The sequence below is a fragment of the Nitrosopumilus sp. S4 genome, assembly GCF_054515835.1.
This window is the reverse complement of record NZ_CM137258.1, coordinates 159,458-174,888: the sequence shown is the minus strand read 5'-3', so window position 1 is coordinate 174,888 and position 15,431 is coordinate 159,458. Positions and strand designations below refer to the sequence as shown.

Genomic DNA, 15,431 nt, shown 5'->3' with positions numbered 1-15,431 from the left:
TTTGTTTTTATCATGGTACATTTTCAAATCCAGTAGAATTTCCAGCAGGTACATAATCTTTATTGATTTCATATACAAATACTCCAGTTACAGGTCCAATTTTTTGATCAGTAAATGAAGATGATGCATAAACTAATCTTAATGGACCATTACCATCTGAAGGAAATTTTATTTCATCAACATATACTCCCGTATATCCAGGAACATATGTTGCAGATTGTTGGTTGTTATTGAAATTTACATATCCAAGAATTGAGAACGGAAACATTTTACCTAATAATGTCTCATTCCAGAAATAGTCAGTACCACTCATTCCATCGGTGTGAAGATATCTGGATACAGGTTCACCTGCAATTCTCATAAACCATTGTTTTTTAGATTCATCTCCCCCACCAGATAAAATGTAAAGATTTCTTTCATCAGGTATGTTTAGTTTTTGTGCTGCAACAAAAACTAAAACATAATCACTTCCCATGTCTTGAAGCATTTTCCAAGCATCATCAGGTGAACTAAGGAAGATCTTGGCAATTTTTTGAATTTGAATGGCATCAATTGTTGCATTATCAGCAAGTGTAGTTCTATCAGACATTGTAGTAATCCAATATCCATAATCCCACCAAGCTGCTACCACAGAATCTTGTGGAGTATTTACTTTAATCCATTCCAGTGTTTCTTTCCAATCATTTGTTGCGACTTGATAGTTTGTTCCGCCATTGAGTATAGTTGGAGGAACATCTACAATTGAAATCCAATTTCCATTAGCAGGAACCACTAATGGAGACATTATAAAAATCAGGATAATTCCAATACTAGAAAATTTTATAATTTTATCTTTACCAGTAGATATTGGTTTTCTAAAATTAACAATTTCTTTTAGAATTATTGATAATCCTATAGACGATAGAATAATTAGTGAAAGCGATGCAAATAATTCTAATCGTAAAAATGCGGAGCTAACATATACACCTGTAATTCCAAAAATTAATGCAAACCCAATCATATCATTTGAAAAATTATTAAGAAGATTTGATTTCATTTTATTGAAAAGTATCCATATACCCAACCCAGCAAAAATCATTAAAACAGAATGCATGAAAAAGGATTGAGATATAGTTGTAGTTGCATGTTCTGCAACTGAATCAACTAAAGGATCAGTGGTAGTTAAAAATGGATTAATTGCATTAAGATAACGAAAGCTTGGTAGAGGCAAAAATTGAGAATCAGCATTAATGATAATTAAAACAGATCCTAAGAGGATTATGGCTAATAATAACAATAAACAATTTCTTATTTTCTTTTCAGGTTTACTGATTTTTTGAATAAAACTACATGCTATAAAAAAAATCGTGGGTGCAATTAATGAAGCCCCACCTAAACCAAACACAAACCCAGATCCAGGTCTCTCAAACATCATCACAGTCGACAGAAATGAAATTACAAATATTGGAATACTCCAAAACAATGTTCCAAGATCCTTTCTAAGAAATGGAAGAGCAAGTAAAAACATCCCTACAGGAATAATAAAAAATTGAATTCCACCCCACGATGCAAGACCAAATCCTAGCAACAAACCACTCACAACCATTTTGGAGATAATGACTTTTTTATTATCAGATTTTATTGCACTTAAGAATAAGTAAATTCCAAGTAGTCCATAAAATAATCCTAATGGCTCTGATTTGAACCATCCCAGTGTTCCTCTTAGTATTATTGGAACAGATACTGAATATAATAAAGCTGCAAGTAATCCTGCATACGTACCTCCAATTACTCTTACTAAAGCAAAAACGATGATAGCAGTTAATGAACCAATAACAGCAGGAAACAAAATTGTGAAATCATATAGATCTAAATTACCTCCAAAAATCTGATAGGTCACAGCAGCAGTTACATGTAACATCACCTGAGAGCTTCCTGAAACATTTCTTCCCTCCGGATACCAACTCATATCATCGTGCCAATCATAATATGATGTTAGACCATTATTTACTAGAAATTCAGTTGCACGAAAATTAAAAAATGGATCAAATTCATTTAATTCAAATCCATAATCTGCTCCTTGTGAGCGAACCAACATAGATATAGAAAATGATAAAATCAAAATACCTATTATTAGTAAATGATTTAGCCTGAAATCAAAATTACCTATTTGAAATAGTTCTGCACTGGTATTCAATGAATTTGTAATATTTTGAGTGGTTATTACTCTTTTGAAAAAAGTTCTATTGTAAGATCAAACTTACATTGTTGCTTGAGCAGCATCATGGAACATCTGACTTTTTGCACAGCCAGCAGCAAGCTCATCACCTGCACCACGTCTCATAAGACCACGGTACAAACCATCTTCTAGTTTGACGCCTTCTCTTTCTTCCCATTCCTCAACAGTAATGGAATATTTCTTTTGGATTCTGTCTCTGTACCATTCTGGAATTACATTAAATGCACAGAATGGAACTATTCTAAGATCTGGTGTAAGATAATGAATATCACATCTTTGTAGTCTTTCCAAGTCTTCATTGTATTTGTCCTGGAAGTGCATCATACCAAGGAATAACCCTTTGACATGCCATGAACCAACTGAATCAAATGATCTCTTCATGAGTATATTACCAAACATCTTTGCCAAATCTAATCCTGCTGGTTGTTTCTTTGTATCAACAAAACCTTTGAGTTTTCTTACAACTTCAAGCATTGTAAAGTACTTGTTTTTACCAGAGCGAATCTCTTCTGCTTTATCTTCAAATAATTCTAACATTCCTTGAATGTCACAGAATTTTGTTAATGGAACAAATTTCTTTGTCTCTTCATCTTCAAAGATGTATGTTCCTGCACCACAAGCAAAGTGAATTGATAATTCGTATTTTGGTTTGCTTGAGAATGCTTCAATTACATTTGTTAGTGGCATGCAACTTGGAACTGGGAACCAGTCATCAACAGTTACCTCACCATTTGTCTGCTCTTCAATTCTTTGAATACAATCAGGAATGGTAATTCTATATTTTTCACGCTCAGATTTACCCATTCTTCCAGTTAGTGATACTGGTTGGAAGTTTACAGCATGAACTACATCCATATTCTTTTGAGCATATCTGATAATTCCACCTAATTCGTGGTCATTAATTGATTTGATAACAGTTGGAACAAATACTACAGTAGTACCAGTTTTTCTGCAACTATCAAGTGCATATGGAATCTCCCAGTGATTCTTTGGATTTGTTCTTGCAGTTACACCATCAAAAGATAGATACAAGTTGTTGCATCCAGCAAGTCTTACTTCTCTTGCTGCTTCTGGATCCATTGCATGTCGGATTCCATTGGTATTCATTTGAATATGGTCAACGCCTTCTTCTTTCATTATTTTAATAACATCAGCAATGTCTTCTCTGAGCATTGGTTCACCACCAGTAATCTGCATAGAGTTTCCTGGAATTGGTCTCTCAGCCCTTAGTGTTTTCATCATTGCTCTAACTTGTGTATGATCTGGTTCATACATGTAAGCGCCTTCAAGGCCTTTCTTTACATAGAAAAAGCAATACCAGCATGTTAAATCACATCTGTTAGTTACAATCATGTTTGCCAATCCACTGTGAGACAAGTGATTAGAACACAATCCACAGTTGTTTGGACAAGAACATTTGTCAATCATTACGTTTGGAGCATGAGCACCTTTACCATCCATCCAGTATGTACTGAATTTCTTGTACATCTCGTAAGAACCAAAGTATAATTCCTCACATTCGCCGTGAGTTGGACATACTTTTGACATGAAGACTTTGTTATCTCTTTCAAAGACTTCTGCATCTAAAATCATGTTACAATCAGGACAGATGCTTTGAGTGAATCGAATTGTGGATTTTTTACCTAAATTTTTAGTTGATTGATTAGATATTTGAATTAGAGCCATGCCTACAACGGTCATTTTTCTAAATTAGTATATAATCCATTTCATACTTGGCCCCGTGTGCAATTTAGGATGTAGGCATGCGTGATTTAAATAACAAAAATGATCGACTAGATCGCATGAGCATCTCTGATAAGACAAAAAAAGCATTAGAGAAAATCGGTCTAACAAGTTATGAGATAAGAACATTTGCGGCTTTACTAAAATCAGGAGAGTTAACAGCATCAGACCTTAGTCAAAAGTCAGGAGTTCCGTATTCTAAAATTTACGAAGTATTAGGAACTCTAGAAGACAAAGGTTGGATTGGTTCAGATGATGCTAGACCAACAAAATACTTTGCAAAATCACCTTCAACAGGATTAGAAACTACAAAACAGAAAATGGAAAATGATTTTTCTCAAAATCAAAGTGTTATACTAAATGAATTGGTACCATTGTATGAGAAAAGTGGAACCAGTGAAAGGCCAGATATTTGGGTACTCTCAGGAGCTATAAACATTGCAGCTAAAATTTTAGAAATGGTAGAGACTTGTAGAAATGAAGTAATGATTGCACTACCAGAAGCTGGAGAAGAATTAGTAAAGCAAGCATTGCCAAAACTAAGATCACTTCATGACAAAGGGGTAGATATTACAATATTAACATCAGATAAAATGGATAAAGAATCAATTAAAGCAATCAAAAGGGTTGCAACTGTAAAAATCAAAAAAGGTTTGTTTGGTGGAGGTATAATTTCAGACAAAAGATATGTTGTAATTCTTTTAGGTCCTGAAATTGGAGGTACTAATTCTTCAGATGTTGTAGCAATTTGGGCAGATCATGCTGGATTAGCAGGATTTGCACGTAATTACTTTGAATATTTATTAAAAGATTCAAAGGTGATATAGTATGGATGCTTTAGATGATGAAGAAGTTCTGTTTGTAGGAACTGCTGATGCTGAGCATGTTGAGATGTATCTCAAGGCAATTTGGCACATCAAGGAAAGAGGAGAAGATGTCAAGATTAGCACAATAGCTAAAATGCTCAATGTCAGACAGCCAAGTGTTGTTCAAATGCTCAAGAAACTAAATAGTAAAAATTTGGTAAATTACAATAAAGCAGGAGTTAGACTCACAGAAGAAGGAGAAAAAATTGGTTCTAGTATGATGAGAAATAGTAGATTGTTAGAAGTTCTAATGGATAGTGCGCTCAAAGTAGAAATTGATGAGGAAATGGTGTGCGGTATTGAACATCATATGAATAAACAATTTACTGATGCACTTTGTACAATGCTAAAACATCCCAGAAAATGTCCCCATGAACATGAAATCCCAATGGGTGAGTGTTGTAAATCAGCATAGAAGAAATTTTATCCCAAAAGATATATCATCTTAGAAATAATATTTAATCATGGCATGTTTTTGTGGGTGTGAAACATATGAAAAATACGAAGATGGGTTCAAAATTGCATGTGTAAAATGCGGTCATGGACCACAAAATCATGATGAAGAATTCAGAGCAGCTGCAAGAAAGAATGAATCACAAAGTCAAAAACGTGATGCAGATTTCGGATAATTACTCACCAATAATTTTAACCAATACTCGCTTTGGTCTTTTTCCATCAAACTCTCCATAGAAGATTTGTTCCCATGGACCAAAATCTAATTGACCTTTTGTTATAGCTACTACAACTTCTCTTCCCATAACTTGTCGCTTAAGATGTGCATCAGCATTATCTTCGCCAGTGTTATTGTGTTCATATTGAGAAATCGGTTCATGTGGTGCTAATTCTTCTAACCACTTTTCATAATCGTGATGAAGTCCACTTTCATTATCATTAATGAAAACACTTGCAGTAATGTGCATGGCATTGACAAGACATAATCCTTCTTGGATTTTACTTTTTGAAACTAATTTTCTAACATCAGGTGTAATGTTAACAAATGCTCTTCTAGTTTTAACTTGAAATGTCAGATATTCAGTTAGAGATTTCATATACTTAATAGAAAATCATCCATTAAAATACTAAAGCAGGCTCAGAACTCAAGATCCTCATCATCAATCAAAGGGATAGGTTCATCACAGCCCGCATGGCATATTTGAGGCAGATTCCTATTGAGTCTTTCAAGAAGCTTGATAAATGGCCAAGAGTTCAATCATTCAAAATGGTTACAATAGATACTCCTGCTTCATTGGAAAGTTTTAGAAGATTTATCATTTCTAGTACATGCAAATCTTATGCACCAAGAAGTTATTTGGATGATTTTGAAGTTTTTGCAGAAAGAGAAGATGAATTGGGAGCAATTTATGTGGAAGCAGCTGATAAAGTTACATTAAAAAAAATCAGAGATATTACTTTTGTTAATGCAAGAGATGTTTTAGGAATTATTTATAATTCAAAGAGTGGAAATACATCTCTAAAATGGCGTCAAATACGAAGAACTAATGGAAAGGTTTCTGGGGAGGCCTCTGCAAACTCCCTAACAAATCTTGCAGAATCAGGGGTTTTAACTTTGGATTGGGTTGAAAACTATCTAAAGAAAAAATCTGAAGAAGGAAAAACTAACGAAGTTACAAGCTAAACTCTTTTCTTTCTGTAGAATAGAGAGATAATATGATTACAAAAATTATTGATGATAATTCAATTTCTGCAATACCAGAAGATTCAGATGATCTATTGAGTTTACGTAGAATAATTAAAGAAAATGATAAAGTAATTGGTGATACAACTAGAGTTCTAAAACAAGATAAAGATTATTCAAGACCAGACAAAGGTGAAAGGATCAAAATAAGAATCGCATTAACGGTAGAAAAGATCTCACTTGATGATGTTTTAGATAGATTGAGAATTGGAGGTACAATTTCTGAATCAAGTAATGAATCAGTCCCACATGGATCACACCATTCATTTATTCTTAAAGTAAATGATGGGATTACCATTTCAAAGAAAAAATGGTTACCAATTGAAAAAAATCTTTTAGATGCAAGTAATAATCAATTAGGTTTTGTACTTGTAGCCATAGATACTGCAGATTGTGGTATTGCAAGACTTAGAGGAACACATTTAGAATTTATGCCAAATATTTATTCAGGTTCAGGTGGAAAAAGATACAAAACCAATTTTAATATTGAGAAATTCTTTGAGCACATACAACAAGCTGTTTCAAGTGTAATCAAAGAAGGTGATTCGCTTGTAATTTTTGGTCCAGGTGAAACAAAAAAAAGATTTTCAAATTTTATTGCAAAGTCACAAAATTATAAAATTCAAGTTATTGAGGGTATTGATTCAGGAGGGGAAGATGGTATCTACACATTTACTAAATCAAAGACAATGCAAGAGATAATGTCCGATAGTAAATTAGCTAAAGTTTCAGCAATAATTGACGAGGTAATGCTTTTGGTAAATAAAAAAAGTAGAAAATTTACTATGGGCTTTGATGAAACCTATAATGCAAATCAAATGGGTGCAGTTGATTCACTAGTTTTTTCAGACAAGGCAATTCAAGAAATTGATGAGCAAAAAATGATTGATTTTTTAAATGATGTTGAAAGTAAGGGAGTTAAAATTTACAGTGTAGATTCATCTACAGATATAGGATTAAGAGTAACAGGTCTTGGAGGAATAATTTCTTTATTACGTTATCCTGTTGAATCCTAAGTTGTAGATTCTATTAGCCAATTCAGATATGATTGGTTTATTGAGGTTACATTAATTTCTGCAATTTCTGGAACATCATATGGATGTGTTTCCTGAATTTTCTTTTTTACTAGTTTCTTATTTTTAGTCAATGTTTTGAAGATAGCCATATATTCTGAAGTATTTTCTATTTTTTTATTCCATGAATAAATGGAAGAAATTTTTGAAATGTTTACACAGGCTACGTCTTTATTTTTTACAAGTTCTTTTGCAATTTTTAAAATTGACTTTTTGTCAGGATAAGTAGAGATTATAATTACTGGTTTCATAGTAACCGATAAATGTACGTACTTTAAAAAATTAACAATTAGTTTGGAACTTGATTTTATTACTCAGAATTCGATTATCTATGTGTTAATTGCATGGGTTGCAATTGTTATCATTGCAAAAGGTCTAAAATTTGAAAAGTATGGCTTTGAGATAAAGGCATACAGCCTAGTTTACAAAAACAAACAAGTCAATTCAGTATTAATTAAAATTTTAAGTAGAACAAAAAGAGGTATTCGAGTTTTTGCTGATGTAAGTGTAATTTCTGGATTCATTATGATGGGTTTTGCATTTTGGTTTTTGCTAAATAATGTTTCAAACTATTTTGTAGCTCAAAGTGAATTTTCTGAATTAACAGTATTAATTCCAGGAGTTACATTAACTTCTTCATCATCAATTACCTACTTTTTGTTATCCATTCCAATTGTTCTAGTAATTCATGAGGGTGCACATGGGATTGTAGCTGCATTAGAAAAAATCAAAATCAAAACTGGAGGATTTGCAATTTTTATTGCAATGTTTGCAGGATTTGTAGAACCAGACGAAGAAGAATTTGAAAAGGCCAAAAAGATTTCAAAACTAAGAGTAATTGGTGCAGGTGCAACATCGAATGTAATTTTTGCATTTGTTTTAGGAGTAATTCTATTAACAAATCCATTTTTTGCAATGGTTTTGCCTGAACCACTTTTGAGTGCATTCTATGAATTGCCAGATGGTGTTTTAGTATTATCAATTATTGAAAATTCAGGAGCTGAAAAAGCTGGCTTACAGGCAAATGACATTATAACTTCAATTAATGATATACCGATTTTTAGTCCAATAGATTTTCCCAGTTTGAATCCTGGAGAAACAGCTAGTGTCACAGTAATTAGAGATGGTCAATTATTGGACTTTGGTGTAGAAATTACTCCATCACCTGAAGATCCAGAACGAGGATTAATTGGAATTATGAGAGACAATACATTTGCATACAAACCTGTAATGAACTTCATAGAATGGAATGATCCTAATGTTTCAATGTTTTTGTTATGGCTTTGGATGATTTCATTTTTCATAGGAATTATCAACATGTTACCATTACCAATCCTAGATGGAGGAAAATTCATCCATACAATAATTGATAAGAAAATTTCAGATAAATCAATTAATGGTGTAATGTGGGGAATTTACGCCTTCACTTTTGCCTTATTTGGTCTCAATATTGCTTTATCTTATATGAAATCTGGTTGGTTCACTATCTAAAAAATACCTAAAGAATCATTAATGAAAAATAATATCTGAAATTATGCAATGCGATAGATGTGAGAATCAAGCAGTCTATACTAGAAAATATTCTGGTCAAAAATTATGCTCACCATGTTTTTCTTATTCTATTTTAAGAAAAACAGCAAAAACCATATCAAAATATAACATGATCAAACATAATGAATTAGTAGCAGTTGCAGTTTCTGGTGGAAAAGATTCTCTGGCATTACTTAAAGTAATTCATGAAATGGCATCTACTCATAATTTTAAAATCAAAGCAATTACAATTGATGAGGGAATTCCAGAATATAGAAATGAGGCATTGGAGATTGTTGAAAAATTCTGTAAGAAGTTAAATGTAGAACATAAAGTTTATTCTTACAAAGATCTCTTTGAGTTAACCCTTGATGAAGCATTAGAATTAAGAGATAGTGAAAAAACATCTTCTTGTTCAATTTGTGGAACTCTTAGAAGACGTGCAATTGATTATGCTGCAAAAGATATAGGAGCTGATGTGATTGCAACAGGTCATAATTTAGATGATACACTTCAAACATTTGTAATTAACATGCTCTCAGGAGATACAAATAAAATCGGATGGATGGATCCCGATACAACAAATAATTCAGTTAGAAAGATAAAACCATTTTGCGAGATTTATGAATCAGAAATTGTGTTTTATGCATTTACAAATGATCTGCCTTTTCAATCAGAACCTTGTCCACATATGAATGAGGGAATAAGGACGGAGATTCGTGAATTTCTTAACACCTTAGAAAATCAACACAGTGGAATTAAAAACAATTTGTATCAATCAGTTCTCAAAGTATCACATATTATTAAGAATTCAAATTCAAAAATCAAAACAAATTGTAAAAAATGCGGTAATGAATGCACTGGAAATGTGTGCTCAGTGTGTAATATGGTTTTAAAACTAAAAGAAAATCAAACCTAATGCAAATATAACATACTTTCTTTAGAAAAAACGGTAGTAGGTAGGATCAGGGTGCCAGCCGTGCCCTATTCTGAAACCGGCTATATGCAGAGATCAGCAACTGTTGGGTAAATCTCTAGATGGGTAATTCCCGCTTGGTGTGCGGAAATGAAATCACGCCGAGGCGGGTGGTTGCAGGACTAGAATTATCCGAAGGGATAACGTCTAAGACCGAACCATCGAAAGGGATGAGGTCCGGGAGGGAGCAATCCTAAGGTGGAGCATCCACGCTTCCTCGTCAACGTGGCGGATCTTGTATGCCTTGAAATGGGGCTATTCGTCTAGACTGGAACCAGCAGTACTACTACCTTTATAATAAAATTTGAATTTTTAAGATTATGGAAGGAATAATTTCATTTGGCAACAAGAGAACATATGAAGACTTTAAAAAACAAATTCCAAACTCTGTTCTTCCTCTTTTTGATTCAATAAGAGAATATTGTTTTTCTCTAGGAGAAAATGTAGTAGAAGATGTCAGAATGCACAGAGTTGTATTTTGTAAATCTATGACATTTAGATGGTTTGCAGACGTTGAACCTCAAAAAGATGGTGTTTTAATTAAAATTCAAAAAAACAGAAAGGAAACTCCACAAATAATACAAATAAATCAAAACCAGAAAAAATCAGATTTTGATAAAATAATTAAAAAAGCATATGAAGAAATTCATTAATACAAAACATCGAATTTCAAAAATTCACCAGTAAATTTTTCATTTCGGATCTCAACATCTTCAACTCTTGCATTTGCAGGTCCTCCATGTGCCCATTCAATTAATCTACTAATTTTTTCTTCATCACCTTCCAAAACAGCTTCAACACGCCCATCTTTTAGATTTTTAACCCATCCAAAAACATCATTTTTTTTTGCCATGACTTTTAATGCTTGACGAAAAAAAACACCCTGTACTTTACCTGTTACAAATATTCTAATTCGTTGATTCGACATTGAAAATAATTTAGAATCAGGCATTAATCAATTTTAGGTTAATTGAAAAATTACTTTCTTTCTTTAATTCTAGCTCTTCCTGTTTTTCGTGCTGCAATGCTACCCACCTTTGCGCCAGGAGGAGCATCTCTTGAAACTGTAGAGCTTTGTCCAACATGTTGATGACGTCCACCACCATGAGGGTGAACATATGCTGCTTGTGCAACACCTCTAACAATTGGATATTTCTTGCCTTTAGCTTTAAAACTACGCCACTTGTTTCCTGCACTCATAAAATGACGTTCACTTGCTCCACCACCTGCAAGAGTACCTATCATAGCTCTGTTTTTTGGGTTAAGAATAGCAAATTTTCCTGAAGGAAGTTTTACAGTTACTCCTTCATCACCATGTGAAAAAACAGTAGCGTTAGTTCCTGCGGATTTTACTATAGCACCACCATCTCCAAAGTGCTTTTCAATATTACAAACGATAGTTCCATCAGGAATATTTTGAACACTAATTACATTTCCTTTTTGAATCTCAGATTTTAATCCAAATTGTAAAGTTTCGCCTACTTTGGCACCCAAAACTGCTGGTACATACGATACAGAGCCATCTTCAAATCTAATTTTTGCCAAAGGAGCTTCTCGTCCACGTTCATGAACCAAATCAATAATTTTGCCTTCATGTTGTTCTCCCAGTGGAAAACGTGGATAATTCGCCTTGGAGCCTAACTTTCCAGTGGATGTAGATCTAAACTGAAATCCTCCACGGCCACGTCTTCTAACTAATGGTCTCTTACCCAAGTTGATCGTTTCCCTCAGAAAGATGATTTTAAGCTTGTGGTGATACTTGTTAGTTGATAAAATTACCACAAAGGTATAAAAATTAGACAGGGGGCATTTGTGTATGAGTCAAAATGCTCTTTCTCTCAAAGTTCTCGAGGCATATACAAGAGATGTAGGTAGAGGGGTAGCAAGAATTGATTATGATTCAATGGATACTCTAAACGCTTCAACTGGAGATGTAATAGAGATCAAAGGAAAAAGAAGAACAGTAGCAAAATGCCTACCACTTTATCCATCAGATGAAGGAAAAGGAATAATCAGGATCGACGGTCTTGGAAGAAATAATTCAGGAATTGCAATAGGAGACACCATTTCGGTTAGAAAAATTAAAGCGGTGGCAGCAGAAAAAGTAGTTGTTGCACCACTAGAGGCTATTCCTCCTATTGATGAGAGATATTTAGCTGATGCGTTAGAAAGTGTTCCTTTGATCAAAGGAGATAATGTAATGGTCCCATACTTTGGTGGACGTTTAACTTTTCAAGTAATCGGAGTTACTCCTGCAGCTGATGCTGTTTTAGTGACTCAAAAAACTGTTTTCCATATTGCAGAGAAAGGTGAAACACTACGTGGTGTTCCACAGGTAACCTATGAAGACATTGGTGGTTTAACAGATGAAATTAAAAAAGTAAGAGAGATGATAGAGCTTCCATTAAGACATCCAGAAATTTTTGAGAAACTAGGAATTGAAGCACCTAAAGGAGTCTTATTGTATGGACCACCTGGAACAGGAAAGACTTTGCTTGCAAAAGCAGTTGCAAATGAAAGTAATGCACATTTTATCAGTATTTCAGGTCCAGAAATTATGAGTAAATTTTATGGTGAAAGTGAAGCTAGATTAAGAGAGATATTCAAAGAGGCAAGAGAAAAAGCACCTTCAATAATCTTTGTTGATGAAATTGATTCCATTGCACCAAAGAGAGAAGAAGTTACAGGTGAAGTTGAGAGAAGAGTTGTGTCTCAAATGTTATCATTAATGGATGGACTAGAAGCAAGAGGAAAAGTAATTGTAATTTCTGCAACTAACAGACCAAATGCAATTGATCCTGCACTTAGAAGACCAGGAAGATTTGATAGAGAAATTGAGATTAAAGTTCCTGATAAAAAAGGAAGAAAAGACATTCTTGCAATTCACAGCAGAAACATGCCATTATCTGATGATGTTAATATTGATAAAATTTCATCAGTTAGCCATGGATATGTTGGAGCAGATTTAGAATATCTTTGTAAAGAAGCAGCAATGAAATGCTTGAGAAGATTACTTCCAGTGCTTAATTTAGAAGAAGAAAAAATCCCACCTGAGACATTAGACAAACTAATTGTAAACAATGATGATTTCCTAAAGGCATTGATTGAAGTAACTCCTTCAGGCATGCGAGAAGTCTTTATTGAAAATCCTGATGTTAAATGGGATGATGTTGGTGGTTTAGAAGATGTAAAACGAGAGTTACAAGAGGCCGTAGAGTGGCCAATGAAATATCCTGGACTTTATGATAAACTAGGACATAGTATGCCAAGAGGCATCTTACTACACGGTCCAAGTGGTACTGGAAAGACATTGCTTGCAAAAGCAGTTGCAACACAAAGTGAAGCTAATTTTGTCTCAGTAAGAGGACCCGAACTCCTTTCAAAATGGGTCGGAGAATCAGAAAGAGGGATAAGAGAAATTTTCAAAAGAGCACGCCAATCTGCACCATGTGTGATTTTCTTTGATGAAATAGATTCAATCGCACCAATTAGAGGAGCTGGTGGAGAAACAGCAGTTACTGAAAGAGTCGTTAGTCAATTACTTACTGAGTTAGACGGAATGGAAAATATGCATGGTGTTATAGTTTTAGCTGCAACAAATAGAGCTGATATGATAGATCCAGCATTATTAAGACCAGGTAGATTTGATAAAATTATTCAAATTCCACTTCCAGACAAAGAAAGTAGAAAGAGCATCCTAAAAATTAATGCTGCAAAAATACCAACAGTTACTGATGAAAGTGATCCTCAATGTGTCAATATAGAAAAAATTGCAGAATTAACTGATGGTTTGAGTGGCGCTGATACTGCATCAATTGCAAATACTGCAGTTTCCCTTGTTATTCATGAATTCTTGGATTCACATCCAGATGAGAAAGATATTGAGAAAACCACTATTGATGCCAAGGTTACCATGAAACATTTTGAAGAGGCTGTAAAGAAAGTAAGAGAGCAAAAAGACCTTAAGATGGGCGAAAAATTAGTAGCCTCCTATTACAGGTAGTTTTAATAAAATAACTAATCTAATTCTCATAAATGTCAGATTATAGAGGATATCAAGGCACTTCTTTACAATTTCTCAAATCAAATAACATATCAGTTGGTAATTCTGTAAAAATTTTAGCCGATATTACTTATTTAGGCATAATTATGCCAAGATACGAACATAGTGATAATAAACATATAGTTTTGAAATTAAAGAGTGGTTACAATATTGGTTTAGAAATTGAAAAAATTCAAAGAATAGAAAAAATCAAATCTGTTGAAAAAACTAATCAGCAATATGAAAAAGTAGAAAAAGTTTCAGGTTTACCAAAAATTCTATTATTATCAACTGGAGGAACAATTGCAAGCAAGATTGATTATAGAACAGGTGCAGTTACACCTGTATTAACAGCTGAAGAATTGAATTCATCTGTACCAGAACTTTCTAAAATGGCAAGCATAGATACGGAAGTTCTATTTTCAGAATATTCGGAAAATATTACACCAGAGCATTGGTTACAAATTGCTGAAAAAATTAAGGATTATTCAAAATCAGATTATTCAGGCATTATTGTTGCACATGGTACAGATACAATGCATTATACATCAGCTTTTCTGTCATTTGCCCTTGCAGGATTTCCTATTCCAATTGTATTAGTTGGATCTCAAAGATCATCGGATCGTGCTTCATCAGATGCAGCATTAAATTTGATCGGTGCAACAAAATTTATCATAGAAAGTAATACCAAAGGCGTTTTCATTGTAATGCATCAAGATGAAAACGATGATACATTAGCATGTCATATTGGAACAAGAGTCAGAAAGAATCATACTAGTAAGAGAGGAGCATTTCAAACAATTGGAGATAATCCAGCATTCATAATTTCAGAAAACCAAATTCAAAAAAATTTTTCTAAAGATTTTTTTAAGATTAATGAATTTCAATCAAAAATCAAACTGGATACACGCGTTGCTTTAGTAAAATATTATCCTGGATACAACCCCAAATTATTAGATCATATTATTGAGATGGGGTATAGAGGAATAATTTTTGAGGGAACTGGATTAGGTCACATTGGAAATACAATGTATGATAGTGTAAAAAAAGCCAAAGAGAAAGGGATTTTTCTAGGTATGACTTCTCAGTGTATTGATGGTAGAATTAGTATGACTGTATATGAAAGTGGAAGAGATTTACTTGATTTAGGCATAATTCCTTTAGAAAACATGATTCCAGAAGTAGCATTAGTAAAAACAATGTGGGCAATGGGGAATTTTCAAGATGCTGAAGAAATAAAGAAAATCATGCTTGAAAATATTGCATCGGAATTATCATACTAGTGAG

At 33.5% G+C, this 15,431-nt stretch carries 16 protein-coding genes and 1 other RNA gene; 11 read left to right on the top strand and 6 right to left on the bottom strand.

The genetic code is table 11. From position 1 onward, the window contains the following. Positions 1-10: 10 nt before the first annotated feature. Both ACX119_RS00940 and tes read right to left on the bottom strand, forming a co-directional pair. Positions 11-2,077 (bottom strand): STT3 domain-containing protein, encoded by a 2,067-nt coding sequence (locus ACX119_RS00940; protein ID WP_459351290.1) that lies wholly within the window; start codon positions 2,075-2,077, stop codon positions 11-13. A 162-nt stretch (positions 2,078-2,239) separates the two neighbouring features. Next, entirely contained in the window at positions 2,240-3,919 is a 1,680-nt protein-coding gene (gene tes / locus ACX119_RS00935; protein ID WP_459351289.1) for a tetraether lipid synthase Tes, read from the bottom strand. 101 nt (positions 3,920-4,020) lie between these two features. Here tes and ACX119_RS00930 point away from each other — a divergent pair, with 101 nt between their 5' ends. From ACX119_RS00930 to ACX119_RS00920, 3 genes are read left to right on the top strand one after another with little or no spacing between them, the layout of a single operon-like run. Then, positions 4,021-4,788, top strand: a complete 768-nt coding sequence (locus ACX119_RS00930) for a TrmB family transcriptional regulator (RefSeq protein ID WP_297594661.1) — start codon at positions 4,021-4,023, stop codon at positions 4,786-4,788. Between the two features lies 1 nt (position 4,789). Beyond that, positions 4,790-5,242, top strand: coding sequence for a metal-dependent transcriptional regulator (locus ACX119_RS00925; protein WP_459351288.1), 453 nt, complete (start codon positions 4,790-4,792; stop codon positions 5,240-5,242). A gap of 49 nt (positions 5,243-5,291) precedes the next feature. After that, positions 5,292-5,456: a hypothetical protein gene (locus ACX119_RS00920; protein ID WP_297594665.1), complete on the top strand. Its 165-nt coding sequence runs from the start codon at positions 5,292-5,294 to the stop codon at positions 5,454-5,456. Here ACX119_RS00920 and ACX119_RS00915 read toward each other — a convergent pair whose 3' ends face one another. Next, positions 5,457-5,876 carry a secondary thiamine-phosphate synthase enzyme YjbQ gene (locus ACX119_RS00915; RefSeq protein WP_459351287.1) on the bottom strand — a complete coding sequence of 140 codons (420 nt, stop codon included), beginning with the start codon at positions 5,874-5,876 and terminating at the stop codon, positions 5,457-5,459. A gap of 170 nt (positions 5,877-6,046) precedes the next feature. Between ACX119_RS00915 and ACX119_RS00910 the strand changes: the two genes are divergently transcribed. Next, entirely contained in the window at positions 6,047-6,463 is a 417-nt protein-coding gene (locus ACX119_RS00910) for a hypothetical protein (RefSeq protein WP_459351286.1), read from the top strand. Positions 6,464-6,495: 32 nt separating this feature from the next. Further along, entirely contained in the window at positions 6,496-7,539 is a 1,044-nt protein-coding gene (locus tag ACX119_RS00905; protein WP_459351285.1) for an mRNA surveillance protein pelota, read from the top strand. On the opposite strand, the gene cutA is transcribed toward ACX119_RS00905, so the two are convergent. Continuing rightward, positions 7,536-7,847 (bottom strand): divalent-cation tolerance protein CutA, encoded by a 312-nt coding sequence (gene cutA / locus ACX119_RS00900; protein WP_459351284.1) that lies wholly within the window; start codon positions 7,845-7,847, stop codon positions 7,536-7,538. The genes ACX119_RS00905 and cutA overlap by 4 nt on opposite strands. Positions 7,848-7,935: 88 nt before the next feature. On the opposite strand from cutA, the gene ACX119_RS00895 reads away from it, so the two are divergent. The 4 genes from ACX119_RS00895 to ACX119_RS00880 all read left to right on the top strand — a co-directional run bounded on the left by ACX119_RS00895 (position 7,936) and on the right by ACX119_RS00880 (position 10,755). After that, positions 7,936-9,087, top strand: coding sequence for a site-2 protease family protein (locus ACX119_RS00895; protein ID WP_459351975.1), 1,152 nt, complete (start codon positions 7,936-7,938; stop codon positions 9,085-9,087). A gap of 43 nt (positions 9,088-9,130) precedes the next feature. Further along, the gene (locus ACX119_RS00890) at positions 9,131-10,045 is read left to right on the top strand and encodes a TIGR00269 family protein (RefSeq protein ID WP_459351283.1); all 915 of its coding nucleotides are present in this window, start codon (positions 9,131-9,133) and stop codon (positions 10,043-10,045) included. Between the two features lie 34 nt (positions 10,046-10,079). Beyond that, positions 10,080-10,391, top strand: an RNA gene (gene ffs, locus ACX119_RS00885) — signal recognition particle sRNA. Positions 10,392-10,422: 31 nt separating this feature from the next. Next, positions 10,423-10,755 carry a DUF5655 domain-containing protein gene (locus ACX119_RS00880; RefSeq protein ID WP_459351282.1) on the top strand — a complete coding sequence of 111 codons (333 nt, stop codon included), beginning with the start codon at positions 10,423-10,425 and terminating at the stop codon, positions 10,753-10,755. Here the strand turns inward: ACX119_RS00880 and ACX119_RS00875 are convergent. Both ACX119_RS00875 and ACX119_RS00870 read right to left on the bottom strand, forming a co-directional pair. Further along, positions 10,752-11,054 carry an acylphosphatase gene (locus tag ACX119_RS00875; protein ID WP_459351281.1) on the bottom strand — a complete coding sequence of 101 codons (303 nt, stop codon included), beginning with the start codon at positions 11,052-11,054 and terminating at the stop codon, positions 10,752-10,754. The genes ACX119_RS00880 and ACX119_RS00875 overlap by 4 nt on opposite strands. Before the next feature lie 26 nt (positions 11,055-11,080). Further along, on the bottom strand, positions 11,081-11,815 hold the full coding sequence (locus ACX119_RS00870; protein ID WP_459351280.1) for a 50S ribosomal protein L2: 735 nt from the start codon (positions 11,813-11,815) through the stop codon (positions 11,081-11,083). 103 nt (positions 11,816-11,918) lie between these two features. On the opposite strand from ACX119_RS00870, the gene ACX119_RS00865 reads away from it, so the two are divergent. Both ACX119_RS00865 and gatD read left to right on the top strand, forming a co-directional pair. Further along, a complete protein-coding gene (locus tag ACX119_RS00865; protein WP_297594684.1) occupies positions 11,919-14,105 on the top strand; it encodes a CDC48 family AAA ATPase in 2,187 nt (728 codons plus the stop codon). A 32-nt stretch (positions 14,106-14,137) separates the two neighbouring features. Next, positions 14,138-15,427: a Glu-tRNA(Gln) amidotransferase subunit GatD gene (gene gatD, locus ACX119_RS00860; protein ID WP_459351279.1), complete on the top strand. Its 1,290-nt coding sequence runs from the start codon at positions 14,138-14,140 to the stop codon at positions 15,425-15,427. The last annotated feature ends 4 nt before the right edge of the window (positions 15,428-15,431 follow it).

What these genes read in the sequence shown, in the direction of transcription:
- ACX119_RS00875 (WP_459351281.1), bottom strand. Translation starts at nt 11,054, where the DNA reads ATGCCTGATTCTAAATTATTTTCAATGTCGAATCAACGAATTAGAATA.
- ACX119_RS00925 (WP_459351288.1), top strand. Translation starts at nt 4,790, where the DNA reads ATGGATGCTTTAGATGATGAAGAAGTTCTGTTTGTAGGAACTGCTGAT.
- ACX119_RS00920 (WP_297594665.1), top strand. Translation starts at nt 5,292, where the DNA reads ATGGCATGTTTTTGTGGGTGTGAAACATATGAAAAATACGAAGATGGG.
- ACX119_RS00940 (WP_459351290.1), bottom strand. Translation starts at nt 2,077, where the DNA reads ATGTTGGTTCGCTCACAAGGAGCAGATTATGGATTTGAATTAAATGAA.
- ACX119_RS00915 (WP_459351287.1), bottom strand. Translation starts at nt 5,876, where the DNA reads ATGAAATCTCTAACTGAATATCTGACATTTCAAGTTAAAACTAGAAGA.
- tes (WP_459351289.1), bottom strand. Translation starts at nt 3,919, where the DNA reads ATGACCGTTGTAGGCATGGCTCTAATTCAAATATCTAATCAATCAACT.
- ACX119_RS00910 (WP_459351286.1), top strand. Translation starts at nt 6,047, where the DNA reads ATGGTTACAATAGATACTCCTGCTTCATTGGAAAGTTTTAGAAGATTT.
- ACX119_RS00930 (WP_297594661.1), top strand. Translation starts at nt 4,021, where the DNA reads ATGAGCATCTCTGATAAGACAAAAAAAGCATTAGAGAAAATCGGTCTA.
- ACX119_RS00890 (WP_459351283.1), top strand. Translation starts at nt 9,131, where the DNA reads ATGCAATGCGATAGATGTGAGAATCAAGCAGTCTATACTAGAAAATAT.
- gatD (WP_459351279.1), top strand. Translation starts at nt 14,138, where the DNA reads ATGTCAGATTATAGAGGATATCAAGGCACTTCTTTACAATTTCTCAAA.
- cutA (WP_459351284.1), bottom strand. Translation starts at nt 7,847, where the DNA reads ATGAAACCAGTAATTATAATCTCTACTTATCCTGACAAAAAGTCAATT.
- ACX119_RS00880 (WP_459351282.1), top strand. Translation starts at nt 10,423, where the DNA reads ATGGAAGGAATAATTTCATTTGGCAACAAGAGAACATATGAAGACTTT.
- ACX119_RS00905 (WP_459351285.1), top strand. Translation starts at nt 6,496, where the DNA reads ATGATTACAAAAATTATTGATGATAATTCAATTTCTGCAATACCAGAA.
- ACX119_RS00865 (WP_297594684.1), top strand. Translation starts at nt 11,919, where the DNA reads ATGAGTCAAAATGCTCTTTCTCTCAAAGTTCTCGAGGCATATACAAGA.